We start from the raw sequence: 14,303 nt of genomic DNA, 5'->3' as shown, positions 1-14,303 counted from the left end.
CCGCGATCCTGCGGCGGACGCGTGCCCGCCCAAGATCTCCCCGAGCATGACGGGCGCGGGCGCCGCAGGTAGCCTGCCGGCCATGAGCGGACTGCACCCTGCCGCCCGCCGCGGCGCTCTCCCCGACCCCGCCGACCGCCCGGACCCCGGCGCTGCGCCCGCCGCCCGCGCCGTCGACCCCGGCGCACCTCCCCCCGAAGTCCGCCGCCTCGACCCTGCCGACCGCGCCCGCGCCGCGCTGCGCGCCGGGCGCATCGCGGCGCTGACCGCCGGCGGCCTCGCCCTCGGCAAGCTCGTCGCCGGCCAGCTCGGCCAGTCGATGGCCGTGACCGCGAGCGCCGTCGACTCGCTCACGGACCTCTTCGCCTCCTCGGCGAACGCCCTCGCCATCCAGCTGGCCCACGCCGCGCCCGACCGCTCGCACCCGTTCGGCCACGCGAAGATCGAGACCCTCGCGACCGCCGGTCAGGGCCTGCTCATCGGCGGCTCGGGGGTCTACCTGCTCATCGAGGGCATCCGGCGGCTGCTCTCGCCCGCGCCGCTCCGCCTCGCCGCCGTCACGCTCGGCGCGATGGCCGCCGCCGCGCTCATCACCGCGGCGCTCGTGGCCTACCTCGGCCGCGTCGCCGCACGCACCGGCTCGAGCGCCATCCAGGCCGACGCCGTCCACTACCGCACCGACATCGCCGCGAACCTCGCGGTCCTCCTCGGCGTCGCCCTCACGTACGCGACGGGCTTCTCCCGCATCGACGGCGTCCTCTCGGTCGCGGTCGCCGTCTACGTCCTCACGTCCGCGGGGACCCTCCTCCGGCTCGGCGTGCGCGACCTCATCGACACGAGCGCCCCGGAGGAGCGCGTCGGCGCCATCGCGGACGCGCTCGACGCCATGCGCGCGCGCGGCGAGCTCCTCGGCCACCACAGGCTGCGCACGCGGATCGCCGGGCGCACGCTGTTCGTGGAGGTGCACATCGAGCTCTCGGGCGACCTCCCCCTCGCGCGCGCGCACGCGACCGGCGACCTCGCGCGCGACGCCATCCTCGCCATCGAGCCCGACGCAGAGGTGCTCGTGCACATCGACCCCGAGCGCGACGAGCCGGCGTGAGGGCCCCGGCAGCGCCGCTCAGTCCGGCTGGGCGCTCGCTCGGCGCCGACACGGGAGAGCGCCCGCGCCATGTACCGCGCGGGCGCCCTCACCCGGGGAGGCCTCTACGCGCCGGGCTCGTCGGCGGCGGCGTCGTCTTCGTGCTCCTCGAGGTAGCGCTCCGGCGCGAGCTCCCACCGCTCCGGCGAGCGCCAGAGCTGCGACAGGAGCAGCTCGCGCATCAGCAGGATCTCCTTGGGCAGCCGGTCGTAGAGCCGCTCGAAGAGCTCCCCGTGCGAGCCGAACTCGACCTTCCACGCCTCGCGGTCGACGGCCATCAGCTGGTAGAATTGCTCCTTCGAGAAGCGGTCCATGCCCCGCCACTCGATGTCTTCGTAGCGCGGCATCCAGCCGAGCGGGCTCTCCTCCGCGAAGCCGCGGCCGTGCACGCGGTCGACGATCCACTTGAGGACGCGCATGTTCTCCCCGAAGCCCGGCCACAGGAAGTTGCCCTGGTCGTCCTTGCGGAACCAGTTCACCGCGAAGATGCGGGGCGGATTGACGATCTGGCGCCCCATCTGCAGCCAGTGATTGAAGTAATCGCCCATGTGGTAGCCGCAGAAGGGCAGCATCGCCATGGGGTCGCGGCGCACCTGGCCGATGGTGCCGGCGGCCGCCGCCGTCATCTCCGAGCCGATCGTCGCTGCCGTGTAGACGCCGAAGCTCCAGTTGAACGACTGGACAACGAGCGGCACCGTCGTCGCCCGCCGCCCGCCGAAGACGATCGCGCTGATGGGCACCCCGTTCGGATCGTCCCAGCGCGCATCGATCGACGGACACTGCGACGCAGGCGTCGTGAAGCGCGCGTTCGGGTGGGCCGCCTTGCGGCCGCAGTCCGGGGTCCAGTGCTTCCCCTGCCAGTCGACGAGCTCCGGCGGCGGCTCGTCGGTCATCCCTTCCCACCAGACGTCGCCGTCGGGCGTGAGACCCACGTTGGTGAAGATCGTCCCCTTCCGGATGGTCGCCATCGCGTTCGCGTTCGACTTCACCGACGTCCCGGGGGCCACGCCGAAATAGCCCGCCTCGGGGTTGATCGCATAGAGCTGCCCGTCCCGCCCCGGCTTCATCCAGGCGATGTCGTCGCCCACCGTCGTGACCTTCCAGCCCGCGAACGCCTTCGGCGGGATGAGCATGGCGAAGTTCGTCTTGCCGCACGCGCTCGGGAAGGCCGCGGCCACATACGTCTTCTCGCCCTTCGGCGACTCGACCCCCAGGATCAGCATGTGCTCCGCGAGCCACCCCTGCTCCCTGCCGAGGACCGAGGCGATGCGCAGCGCAAAGCACTTCTTGCCGAGCAGCGCATTGCCGCCATAGCCGCTCCCGTAGGACCAGATCAGCCGCTCTCCCGGGAAGTGGACGATGTACTTGTGCTCCGCGTTGCACGGCCACGGCACGTCGGCCTGTCCCGGGGCGAGGGGCATACCGACCGAGTGCAGGCAGGGGACGAAATCGCCGTCTCCGAGCGCCTCGAGCACCTTGCGCCCCATGCGCGTCATGATGCGCATGCTCGCGGCGACGTACGGCGAGTCGCTGAGCTCCACGCCGATGTGCGCGTAAGGCGAGCCGATCGGGCCCATGCTGAACGGGATGACGTAGAGCGTGCGGCCCCGCATCGACCCGGCGAAGAGCCGGCGAAGCGTGGCCTTCATCTCCTGCGGCTCGGCCCAGTTGTTGGTGGGGCCGGCGTCCTGCTTTCGCCGGCTACAGATGAACGTGCGGTCTTCGACCCGCGCGACGTCGCTCGGGTCCGAGCGCGCGAGGTAGCTGTCCGGGCGCTTCTCCGGGTTCAAACGGATGAGCGTGCCCGCCTTGACCATCTGGTCGCACAGCGCGTCGTACTCCTCCTTCGAGCCGTCGCACACGTGCACGTTGTCCGGCTGGCACAGCGCGACGACCTCGGCGATCCATTGCCTGAGCTTCTCGTTCGCGATCTTCGCCCGCAGGCCGGGGATCGACACCGGCGGCGGCGGCTCCGAGTGGAACGAGCTCTGGCTGTTCTGGCTGGCTGCTACGGACACTTGCGTACCCTCCTGGCTCTCTGGGTCGAACGCGCTCTGCAAAGCGCAGGCCCTGCCCGCCCTCGACGGCAATTCTGGCCGAAATGCGGCCGCGAGGCTGCCCTGATTCTTCCTGAGCCCGATCGCTGCAGCAGGGTCGCGCGCATCAGGTGCGCCTGGGAGCGAGCCCTGCGCCGAGCGCTGGGTCGTCGAGCCGCCCGAAATCCTCCCGACATCCGTCCGAGGGTGGCTCCGAGGGCTGCCTCGCTGGCGGATACGTGTGCTTGGACGCGGGTGGAGACGCCAACGACCTGCCGTGGCCCAGCCCACGGAGGCGTTGACAAGGATAACCGGCCTTGCTCATATACCCAGTCCGCTCGGAGCATCGCGCGTCCCTGGGGACGGCCGGGAACATGGTGGGCACGGGTCAAGACACCTCGGACGCGGAGCCGACCCAGGCGGCGATCCTGGGCAAGTACCGGCTGATCGCGAAGCTCGGCCGGGGCGGGATGGGGGACGTGTTCCTGGCGATCGCGCGGGGGCCGGGGTCCTTCAACAAGCTCGTCGTTGTCAAGCGCCATCGCGACGTGGGCGGAGCGGGCGGAGGCGGCGAGAAGGTCGTCGCCATGTTCCTGGACGAGGCGAAGCTATCCGCCCGCCTCAACCATCCCAACATCGTCCAGACCTACGAGGTCGATCACGACGACGACGGCTACTTCACCGTGATGGAGTACCTGGAGGGCCAGCCGCTCAGCGCGCTCGTGCGGGCGGTGGCCGAGGGGGCGCCGGGCGCCGGGGGCTTCACGCGCGGCGTCTGGGTCAGGATCGTGGCCGACCTCCTGAGCGGCCTCCACTACGCGCACGAGCTCCGCGATTACGACGGCGCGCCGCTCGGCATCGTCCACCGCGACGTCTCCCCGCACAACATCTTCGTCACGTACGACGGCGCGGTGAAGCTGCTCGATTTCGGCATCGCCAAGGCGTCCATCAACACCGACCTCACCGAGGCCGGGAAGCTGAAGGGCAAGACCTCGTACATGGCGCCGGAGCAGGCCGTCGGCAGCGGGTCGACCGATCGGCGGGCCGACATCTTCGTCGCGGGGATCGTGCTCTGGGAGCTCCTCGCGCGGGAGCGGCTCTTCGGGGGCGACGCCGTGAGCGCGCTCTGGAAGCTGGCGGCCGTGGACGAGATCCCGCGGCCCTCGCTCCTCCGGCCGGACGTCCCCCCGGCCCTCGACGCCATCGTGGCGCGGGCGCTCGACCGCGATCCGGCGAAGCGGTTCGCGACCGCGCAGGAGATGCGCGCGGCGCTCGAGGACTACCTGCGCGCGTCGGGCGAGGACGTCGGGTCCGACGAGATCGGCGCGAGCATGCTGGGGCTGTTCGCGGAGCGCCGGGCGAGCATGCAGCGGCAGGTCAAGGCGTACCTCGAGCAGAGCGCGCAGGGCGTGGACCGCCCGAGCGTGCCCGTCGAGCCCCGCCCCTCTCGCGTGAGCCATTTCGAGGGCGCAGAAGGAAGGCGCATCCAGCCCGTGATCGCCCTCGACGAGGAGCTCGGGCACCGGAGCTCGGGGACGCCGGGCCCCGGGCGCTCCGCCTCGGACTCGACGGGCCTGAAGTCGAACCTCCGCACGGACGCCGGGCCTCAGCAGCGCAGCTACTGGATCGGGGCGCTCGGCGCGGCCGTGCTGGTCGCGGCGGCGGCGTTCTCGACGCGCCGCCCTGGTGGGCAGGCGCCCGCTGCCGGCTCCGCCGCGGCCGTGCTCGTCGAGCCGGACGCCGGCGCTCGCTGCACCGGGGTGCTCCGCGTCCGGATCACGACGGACGACACGGGGACGGCCACCGACATCTCGCCGCCCTACAACTACGGGGTCTACGACTACCTGCGTCACCTCAACGACAGCCAGGGAGGGCTCCGGGGCTGTCCTATCGACGTCGACATGAAGGACGCGCAGTACGACCCCGCCAGGACGGAGGAGGTCATCGAGGCGTGGCGGCGGCAGCCCGGGTGGAGCGAGGTCTCCACGCTGTTCGTGTTCGGCACCGGGCCGACGACCCGTGTGGCCCCGAGGCTCACGGAGGAGAGGAAGCTCATCATTCCCGGCTCGTACGCCGGCTCGCTCGCCACGCCGGTGCCGATCTCGGCGGACGTGTCCCACGCCGAGTTCAACGCCCTGGGCCAGAGCGCCTCCGCGACAGAGCACAAGACGAGCCCTGGATATCCCTACATCTTCTTTCCGGCCACGGACTACTCGACCGCCATCCGCATCGGCATCAAGGCCGCCTGGAAGATCGCGCCCGGGCGCATCGCGATGGTGCACGACACGATAGACAAGTGTCTTTACTGCGTCGATCCGCTCGCAGCGGGCAAGGCCTACGTGGAGGAGCTTCCCGGGATGCTGCTCGGCCAGGATCTCATCGTCCCGCAGACGTCGTCCCTCGAGGACGAGGGGCGCATCGTCGACGCGGTGATCGGCTACGTGAAGCGGGAGATCGAGAAGAAGCGGGCGGACCCGTCGTATGTGCCGGCGAGCTGGTTCTGGGCCGGCAACAGCGTCCTCTCCTCGTCCTTCGTCGGGAAGGGCGCGGCCGCGGCGCAGAAGCTCATCCAGCAGGCGTTCCCGGGGCCGGAGAAGAACCGCTGGCAGCTGCGCGTGATGGCGAACAACTGGGGCATCGGCGAGAGGACCCTGGCGATCTGCGGGGCCGACTGCGCGGGCATCTTTTATGGGCTGTTCCCCGTGCCCGTCTACGGCGACACCCAGCACTCGAGCGGGATGGCGGAGATGCTGCGGATCCACAGGGCCTACCGCGAGAAGGACGGCCACCCGCCAGAGCTGTACCAGGACCAGCCCTACGTCCAGGGCCACGCCGCGGCGCTCATGTGGCGCAAGGCCGTCGAGCGGGCCGTCGACGCCGGCCGCACGCACCCGACCGGAGCGGACCTGAAGGCGGCGCTCGAGGGCTTCCAGAACGTGGTGCTCGACGGGATGACGGCGGGGCCGATCTCGTTCAGCGCGACAGACCATCGGCCGCAGGCGAACGAGTCGGTGTACACGATCTGGGGCGCGGACGGGGGCGGGGTCGGGTTTCGGTTCGTCGATCACTGCTCGATCGAGCTCGACGCGAAGTGGCTCGGGTACTGAGCTGAGCCCGCGCCCCGCTGCCGGGGGTGGCAGAGAGGCCCGAGAGAATGGAACCGCCAAGACGCCACAAGACGCCAAGATTTTTCTGTGTTTCTTGGCGTCTCGTGGCGTCTTGGCGGTTCCTCTCTTTCCGCTACGGACCTCCCGCAATCATGCTAGGTCGGCCCAGAGATCCGCCAGAACCCGATCCTCGCGGCCCCCGTCAGATCCGGCCCGACCGGCCCCTTCCCCCAGAAATAGTCATCGTAGTTGGGCACCGTCCACCCCTGCCCGTACGCCCCCATCACCGCGTAGATCACCTCGTCGTCCGGCTGGACCTCGATCGCCGTCGTCACCCACGCCTGCCGCACCGGCGCCGGGCTCGCGTCGTCGAGCAGGGCGCGCGCGAACATCGATCCTTCGGTCGTGTCGTCGAACGACTCCGTCGCATAGCCGAGCAAGAGGTGCAGCCCATCGAACGCGCCCGCCCACCGGTAGCGCCACGCGCCGCCGTCGTCCTGGAGCGGGCCGCAGGCGGCCACCACCATCCACTCCAGGTTGGCGTTGCCCCAGCGGGCGTCGCTGAAATGGAGGACCCGGTCGTTCATCGCGCTGCAGAACATGAACCCGACGCCGTTCGCGTGCCCCGTGTAGAACGTGAGATCCACCGAATCCGCGAACGACGCGTCCTGGCCGCCGAAGGCCGGATCCTTGAAATCGACCTCCCACGCGCGCTGGTCGCCCCAGTTGAAGCGCGACTCGATTCCCCCTTCCCGGAAGCTCCTCAGCAGCCCATCGACGTTCGCCGCCGAGTGATCCAGGCCGCCGCAGAGCCCTACCCACTCGGCGCCGACCACCGCGCGCCCGTCGTCGACCGGCGGCGGGAGCGGCGGGCGCGCCGCGCCGAGCCCCGCCGGCGCGCGGCCGAACGAGAGCCGCTGCGCCGCCGTCGCGACCAGACCGTCGGCGTCCGTGACATAGAGCGAGAGCGTCTCCGTCTCCCCGCGAAGGCCAGAGACGCCAGACACCTTCACCCGCGCGCCGCCTGCGCCCCCTTCGCTGACCGCGTCGAGCGCGTCGAGCGAGCGCGCCGACGATACCCACCTGTACGTGTATGGCGCAGCACCGCCGGTGACGCTCGCCTCCGCGAGCGCGGTCTCGCCGTCCATACGCACCGAGATCTCGGCCCTCGGAGCGTCTATGACGGCCGGCACGATCCGCTTGCGGACGTCCACCACCTCCCCGCCGACCGTCCGTCGTGCGCTGCACACATAATGGGGCAGGATCCGCCGTACCTCGCGGGAGAGCGGCGGGGCGTAATAGACGAGCTCCGGCTCGGCCGCGATCACCGCGCCGCCGCCCAGCGCGGCGGCGCACAGCGCGGGGGCCTCGGAGGCCGGGACGATCGCGACGTCCTCCCCTCGCGCGAGCTCGCGCCGCGCGTAGATCAGGTGCGTCACGGCGCCCTCGCCGTCGAACGTCACCCGGACCTTGGCCCCGGGGCCGATCAGCCGGATCCCCTCGAGCGCGTCGCGAAAGCTCACCTGCGTGTCGAGCTCGGCCCGCGCCACGGTTCGCCCCTCCGCGTCGACCGCCTCGAGCAGCGAGTGGCCGACGGCGATGTCGCTCCCGACCGGCAGGCCCGCGGCGTCCAGCGCGGCCCACGCCCGCGCCGCCGCGTCGGCCTCCGGCAGGACGCGCAGCGCCGCGAGCGCCTCGAAATCCAGGGCGTCATCGCCCGCCGACGTCTCGAAGCCACGCTCGTCGCGGAACCCAGGCGCGGGCGGCGCGTCGGCCTTCCTCGTGGGCAAGCGCTGGAATCGCGCGCTGTCGACGTAGCGAATCGCGCCGTCGGCCACGAGCGCGCCGGCGCCTCCCCGCGCGGGATCCCCCGCGAGCCCGAGCGCGCCGGCGAGCGCCGACGCCCGCGCGACGTCGGCGCCGCCGCCGATCACGCGGTACGCGGGCAGGAAGCGCGTCTCCCTGCCAGGCGACCCCGCGGCAGGCGACCCCGCGCGGAGCACGCCGCGATCGGCGCTCTCCGGGAGATCCTCGCGGGCGTCGCGGCCGCCGCACCCGGCGACGCCGAGGGTCACGAGGAGAAAGACGCCCAACACCCCATCCGGTGATCTCTTCATCAAAGTCCCCCTTTCCCTGCGGCCACGGCGAGGCTCGGCGCGCAACTCCGCACGAGCGATCGCGCAGGGAGCCTCCGCGCGGCGCTCGCGGCCCGCGACGCGAACGCCACGCATTGCACGACCCAAGCCACCTCGGCCGCGCCGCTCCGCGGCGAGGCTCCCCGCGCTCTCGGCCGAGATTGACCGCCTCGCGTCCGGCTCCTAGGCTGCCGCGCATTCCATGACAGCGCACACGAAGGACGGAGAGAGCGCGCCCGGCGCCGGCGATCGGACGCTCGAAGGGACGGCGGATCCCGGCGCGCGGCTGTTCCTCGACTTTCTCTCCTCGATCCGCCCCCGCGTCGACGCCGCGCTCGATCGGCGCTGGCGCGACAAGGCGGCCTGCGTGCAGCGCTACGGCCGCGAGGTCGAGGCCATGGTCTCCGAGGCGCGGAGCCTCACCCTGCGCGGCGGCAAGCGGTTCCGCGCGGGGCTGCTCGTCGCCGCCTACCAGGGCGTCGCGCCGGACGCGCCGCTCGACCCCGCGATCGACGCCGGCGTCGCGCTCGAGCTGCTCCAGACGTACCTGCTCATCCAGGACGACTGGATCGACGGCGACACCGTCCGGCGCGGAGACCGCACCGTCCACATCGCGCTGACCGAGACGCTCGGCGATCCGCACCTCGGGGCGTCGTCCGCGATCCTCGCGGGCGACCTCACCTGGAGCTTCGCGCTGAGCGCGCTCGCGGGCGCGGACGCGCCGCCGGCGACGACGCTCGCGGCCGTCCGGCTGTTCTGCGCGATGCACGAGGACGTCGTGATCGGGCAGCACCTCGACGTGGTCGGCCGGGCCGAGGACGTCGAGCAGATGCACGCGCTCAAGACCGGCAGCTACACGGTGCGCGGCCCGCTCGCGCTCGGCGCCACGCTGGCCGGCGCGCCGGCCGAGACCGTGGCGGCGCTCGAGCGGTTCGCGGCGCCCGTGGGCGTCGCCTTCCAGCTGCGCGACGACCTCCTCGGCACCTTCGGGAGCGCCGCCGCGACCGGCAAGCCGGTCGGCAACGACCTGCGCGCCGGCAAGCGCACCGCCGTGCTGGCCGCGGCCGAGGGGCGCCTCGACGCCGCGGGCCGGAGCGCCGTCGAGCGCGCGCTCGGCCACAAGGAAGCGAGCGACGACGCCGTGGCGGCCGCGACGCTCGCGCTCGAGGCGTGCGGCGCGCGGCGCGCGGTCGAGGAGCGGCTCTCCGCCCTGTGCGGCGAGGCCGAGGTCCTGGCGGGCTCGCTGCCTGTGAGCGCGCCGGCGCGGCAGATCCTGGGCGGGGCCGCGAGCGTGCTCCGGTGGACCGGCGCGTGACCGAGGCGCTCGGCGAGGCGTCCGGCAAGGTCATCCTGCTCGGCGAGCACGCCGTCGTGTACGGGGCGCCCGCGCTCGCCGCCGGCATCGAGCGCGGCGCCCGCGCGCGGGCGATCCGCTGCGCCGGCGCGAGCGCCCTCCTCCTCGGCGGGCGCGAGCTCCGCGCCGCGCCGGCCGAGGAGGACGTCGCGCGGGCGTTCGCGGCGCTCCTCGGGGCGCTGCCCGACGTCGGCCCGGTGCGCGTCGAGGCGGAGAGCGATCTGCCGCCCGGCGGCGGCCTGGGCAGCTCGGCGGCGCTCGGGGTCGCGATCGCCCGGTCGGTGGCCGCGCTCGCGCGCGCGCGCGCGCCCGCGGCCGCCGCGCGGACCGCGTCCGAAAGCGCGGCCGCCGTGCACACCGCGGCCGACGCCGCCGCCGTGACCGACGCCGCCGCCGCCTGGGAGCGCGTGTTCCACGGCAACCCGTCGGGCATCGACACGACGGCCGCGGTCCGCGGCGGCTGCTTCCGGTTCACCCGGGAGCGCGGGGCGACCTCCGTCGCCCCGCGCGACGACCTGTGGCTCTGCGTGGGCTCGACCGGGGTGTCGTCGTCCACGCGCAGCATGGTCGAGCTCGTGGCGAGGCTCTTCGAGCGCAAGCCCACGCTGGCCGCGACGTCCATCGCGGGCATCACCGCGCTCGTCGAGAACGCCGCCCTCGCGATCGAGGCGGGCGACGCGGTCGCGCTCGGCCGGCTGATGGACCTGAACCAGATGCTCCTCGCCGGCATGTTCGTCTCGACCGAGGCGATCGAGGCCCTGTGCAAGCTCGCGCGCGAGGCCGGCGCGCTCGGCGCCAAGCTCACCGGCGCCGGCGGCGGCGGCTCGGTCATCGCGCTGCTCCCGCCGCCTCCGCCGGGCGACGGCGGGGCGGCGGCGTCGAACGGCGCCGCGGACCGCGTGCTCGCCGCCTGGCGCGACGCGGGGTACAGCGGCTTCGTCACCCGGGTAAAAGCGGGCGTGACGAGGACGGAGTCACAGGAGCAAGCATGAGCGTCGTGAGCCGGGCGACCGCGATCGCCCATCCGAACATCGCCCTCGCGAAGTACTGGGGCAAGCGGGCCGATGGCCACAACCTGCCCGCCGTCCCGAGCCTCTCGGTGACGCTCGCCGGGATGGCGACGACGACCGAGGTCGCCTTCGACGCGTCGCTCGACCGCGACGAGCTCCACCTCGGCGGCGCGGCCTTGCCGCCGGACGCGGAGGCGACGCGCCGGGTCGCCGGCCTCCTCGACCGGGTCCGCGCCGCCTCGGGGCTGCGCGAGCGCGCCCGCGTGGTCAGCCGGAACGACTTCCCCACCGCGGCGGGCCTCGCCTCGAGCGCGTCGGCGTTCGCCGCGCTCGCGCTCGCCGCGAGCGCCGCCGCGGGCCTACCCACCGCGCCCGCGCTGGTGAGCGATCTCGCGAGGAAGACCTCGGTCTCGGCCGCGCGCTCCGCGTTCGGCGGCTTCGTCGAGCTCCGCGCCGGCCGCCCCGGGGACGACGCGCTCGCCGCGACGCCGCTCGCGCCCGAGGAGCACTGGCCGCTCGCGGTCGTGATCGCGGTGACGCGCGAGGGCCCGAAGGACGTGGGCTCCAGCGACGGCATGCGGCACACCGCGATGACGAGCCCGTACTTCCCCGCGTGGGTGGGCGCCGCGCCGGCGCTCTTCGACGCGGTCCGCGCCGCGGTCCTCGCCCGCGACCTCGCCGCGCTCGGCGCCGCGGCCGAGGCGAGCGCCCTCTGCATGCACGCCTCGAGCATCGCCGCCTCGCCGGGCCTGCTCTACTGGACCGGCGCCACCGTCGAGGTGATCGCCGCGGTGCGCAGGCTCCGCGCCCAGGGGACGCCGGCGTTCTTCACCATCGACGCCGGCCCGCACGTGAAGGTCTTCACGACGCCCGAGGCGCAGGCCGCCGTGGGCGCGGCGCTGCTCGCCGTCCCCGGCGTCCTCCGCACCATCACGGCCGTCCCCGGCGGCGGCGCCCGCCTCGCGCCCTCGTCCGGGGGCGCGTGATCGTCCGGGCGCCTGGCAAGCTGGTCCTCTCGGGCGCGTACGCCGTGCTCGAGGGCGCGCCCGCGCTGGTGGCCGCCGTCGATCGGTACGTCCTCGCCGACCCGGCGCGGCCCGCCGCGCTCGTCACCGAGGAGGTCCAGGCCGCGCTCGACGCGGGCGCGCTCGACGCGGCGGCGTGGTTCGACGCGTCCGCGCTCCGCTCGGCGGCGCCGGAGCCGCCTCCGGCCTCGCCGGGCGCGCCGCCCCGCGAGGCGAGCCGCAAGCTGGGCCTCGGATCGAGCGCCGCCATCCTCGTCGCGACGCTCGCCGCGCGCGCCGCGGCGGCCTCGGAGGCGCGGGCGGCGCGCGGCGTCCAGCGCGTCCGGCGCGCGCCCGCGTGGGACCCCCGCGCGCTCTTCCTCGACGCGCTCGCGGCGCACCGGCGCGCGCAGGGCGGCGGCAGCGGCGTGGACGTCGCGGCGAGCGTCTACGGCGGCGTGCTCTGCTGCCGGCTCGGGCCGGGCGGCGAGCTCGACGTGGCGCCGCACGCCCTGCCGGGCGGGCTCGTGATCGAGGTCTTCGCCAGCGACGCCTCGGCGCGCACGAGCGCCATGCTCGAGCGCGTGCGCGCGCTCGCGGCCCGCGAGCCGGAGGCGCACCGCGCGCTGCTCGGCGCGGCCGCCGAGGGGGCGCGCGCCGCGGCCTGTGCCGCGGACGCCCGCGCGCTCGTGGCCGCGCTGGATCGCCAGGTCGACGCGCTCGCCGAGCTCGGCGACCGTTCGGGCGCGCCGATCGTCACCCCCGCGCTCAGGCGCCTCCGCCCCGCCGCGGCCGCTGAAGGCGCAGCGATCGCGCCGAGCGGCGCGGGCGGAGGCGACGTCTCCCTCTTCGTCGGCGGCGCGCCGCCCTCGACGGCATGGCTTGCCGCGGCGCGTGAAGCCGGCCTCGAGCGCGTGCCGATGTCGCTCGGCGCCCCCGGCGTCCACGTGCTGGACGCAGCCTCTCCGCTCCCCGCCTGAGCGCGTCCCCTCGCCGATCGTGCGCCGCGCGGTGCCGGAGCGCTTGGCACGGAGCCCGCTCTGCTCGCTCCCGGATCGACCGCGGCGCTGCGCTCGGGCGACGCACCGCGGTCCTTCATGAGGCCTTCGGGACGCGAACAGCAGGGAAAGCATGGACTTCGTGGAGCCGGCGATGCTGCAACGCCGCCGTGAAAGCTTGAGTTTTCATGGTGATACCGCCTGGACGGCCGATGAGCGCGGTGGGCGCCCGGTCCTCCGAGGCGGGCTCCGCGGGCAGGAGGCTGCCGGCGCGGGCTCGGCGGGCGTGACCTGCGTTCACAGCGCGCTGACGGATCGGCGCGGGGGCGCGCGCAGGCGCGCCGGACCGCCGGCCGTCGGTCGCGGCTCGGCCGCGGGGGGTGGTGAACGGGGTGAGGTGGCACGAGGACCAGAGGACCAGGTGAGGAGGGGGGCTCCATGACGACGTGCGATCGAGAGCTTTGCCGATTGGAGGATGTGCTTGGCGCCAGCATGGCCGAGTCGAGGGCGATGCTGGCAGCGTTCGGCGTCCAGGTCGCACCGCTGCGGAGGCGCACCGCGAGCACGTACCTGGGGCGGGTGCTGGTCCACCCGTACAACCTGCTCGTCGTGGGGAGCGCGCTCCTCCTGAGCTTCATCGGCTGGAGCCCGCTGCTCCTGCTGCTCGGGCTCGGCGCGGAGCTCGTGATCCTGTGCGTCGTCCCCTGGCGCGGCGTCTTCCGGCGCAGCATCGACGCGCAGCTCGACGAGGTGGATCGGGCGGCCTGGTCGAGGGCGCGCGAGACGTTGATCCGGCAGATGGACATCCGGCACCAGCAGGAGCTCGCGCGGCTCGACCGGCTGATCGATCGCACCCGCGAGAACATCCGGCGCCGCGGCGGATCGATCCCGCCCCTGCTCGACGACGGCTTCGGCCTGAGCCGCCTCATCATGAGCTACATCCGCCTCGCGATCGCGCACAAGGCCGGCCAGGAGTCGCTCGCGATGACGAACCACGGCGAGCTCATGGACACGATCCGCTCGCTCGAGGCGGTCCGGAGCACGTCCGCGGGGCGGACCCGCGGGCTGTCCGAGCGGCGCCTCTCGATCGCCTACCGGCGCGCCGAGTGCTGGAGCCAGACCCGCGACGGGCTGGAGGTCGTGTCGCAGAAGCTCGCCACCATCCTGGAGCTCATCCAGCTCATGCACGAGCAGTCGATGACGCCCGTGGATTCGCCGGCGACGTGCGTGGAGATCGACCGGTTCATGCGCGAGCTCGACGATCTCGACAACGGCGAGAGCACGCAGCGCGAGCTCGCTGAGCTCGACATGGACATGGACAGGGCGTTCGAGCTCGAGGAGCTCGAGACCGAGCACATCCAGCACAGCCGCCCTCCGATGCGCCTCGTCGCGCGTTGAGGGGCGCGGCTCGGCGGCGCTGGCGGGCGCGATCGCTCGGCGACACGGGGGAGCGCGCGCGCTGCGCTCACCTCGTTCACGGACGCGCTCGGCGCAACCACCACCTGGGAGCGCGACCTG

9 protein-coding genes are annotated in these 14,303 nt (G+C 73.7%); 7 read left to right on the top strand and 2 right to left on the bottom strand.

The annotated features are described in order from the left end of the window. The first annotated feature begins 82 nt into the window (after nucleotides 1–82). Complete coding sequence (locus ACSRUE_RS27175; protein ID WP_437767094.1) at nucleotides 83–1,102, top strand: cation diffusion facilitator family transporter; 1,020 nt, start codon at nucleotides 83–85, stop codon at nucleotides 1,100–1,102. A 104-nt stretch (nucleotides 1,103–1,206) separates the two neighbouring features. Here ACSRUE_RS27175 and ACSRUE_RS27170 read toward each other — a convergent pair whose 3' ends face one another. Next, on the bottom strand, nucleotides 1,207–3,099 hold the full coding sequence (locus ACSRUE_RS27170) for a phosphoenolpyruvate carboxykinase (GTP) (RefSeq protein ID WP_437769827.1): 1,893 nt from the start codon (nucleotides 3,097–3,099) through the stop codon (nucleotides 1,207–1,209). Nucleotides 3,100–3,494: 395 nt separating this feature from the next. Between ACSRUE_RS27170 and ACSRUE_RS27165 the strand changes: the two genes are divergently transcribed. Then, nucleotides 3,495–6,284, top strand: a complete 2,790-nt coding sequence (locus tag ACSRUE_RS27165; protein WP_441286123.1) for a protein kinase domain-containing protein — start codon at nucleotides 3,495–3,497, stop codon at nucleotides 6,282–6,284. Nucleotides 6,285–6,439: 155 nt separating this feature from the next. On the opposite strand, the gene ACSRUE_RS27160 is transcribed toward ACSRUE_RS27165, so the two are convergent. Beyond that, complete coding sequence (locus tag ACSRUE_RS27160; RefSeq protein ID WP_441286122.1) at nucleotides 6,440–8,401, bottom strand: DUF6345 domain-containing protein; 1,962 nt, start codon at nucleotides 8,399–8,401, stop codon at nucleotides 6,440–6,442. Nucleotides 8,402–8,621: 220 nt separating this feature from the next. On the opposite strand from ACSRUE_RS27160, the gene ACSRUE_RS27155 reads away from it, so the two are divergent. From ACSRUE_RS27155 to ACSRUE_RS27135, 5 genes are all read left to right on the top strand, one after another. Further along, nucleotides 8,622–9,734 carry a polyprenyl synthetase family protein gene (locus tag ACSRUE_RS27155; RefSeq protein ID WP_441286121.1) on the top strand — a complete coding sequence of 371 codons (1,113 nt, stop codon included), beginning with the start codon at nucleotides 8,622–8,624 and terminating at the stop codon, nucleotides 9,732–9,734. Beyond that, complete coding sequence (mvk, locus tag ACSRUE_RS27150) at nucleotides 9,731–10,765, top strand: mevalonate kinase (RefSeq protein WP_441286120.1); 1,035 nt, start codon at nucleotides 9,731–9,733, stop codon at nucleotides 10,763–10,765. Before ACSRUE_RS27155 ends, mvk begins: the two co-directional genes overlap by 4 nt. Further along, the gene (mvaD, locus tag ACSRUE_RS27145; RefSeq protein ID WP_441286119.1) at nucleotides 10,762–11,769 is read left to right on the top strand and encodes a diphosphomevalonate decarboxylase; all 1,008 of its coding nucleotides are present in this window, start codon (nucleotides 10,762–10,764) and stop codon (nucleotides 11,767–11,769) included. The genes mvk and mvaD overlap by 4 nt, the downstream gene beginning before the upstream one ends. Continuing rightward, entirely contained in the window at nucleotides 11,766–12,767 is a 1,002-nt protein-coding gene (locus tag ACSRUE_RS27140) for a hypothetical protein (RefSeq protein ID WP_441286118.1), read from the top strand. The genes mvaD and ACSRUE_RS27140 overlap by 4 nt, the downstream gene beginning before the upstream one ends. A gap of 495 nt (nucleotides 12,768–13,262) precedes the next feature. Further along, nucleotides 13,263–14,183, top strand: a complete 921-nt coding sequence (locus tag ACSRUE_RS27135) for a hypothetical protein (RefSeq protein WP_441293136.1) — start codon at nucleotides 13,263–13,265, stop codon at nucleotides 14,181–14,183. Nucleotides 14,184–14,303: the final 120 nt, after the last annotated feature.

Source organism: Sorangium sp. KYC3313 (assembly GCF_052075895.1).
Lineage (GTDB): Bacteria > Myxococcota_A > Polyangia > Polyangiales > Polyangiaceae > Sorangium > Sorangium cellulosum_B.
The sequence above is the reverse complement of the archived record's forward strand: the minus strand, read 5'-3'. Positions and strand labels throughout refer to the sequence as shown.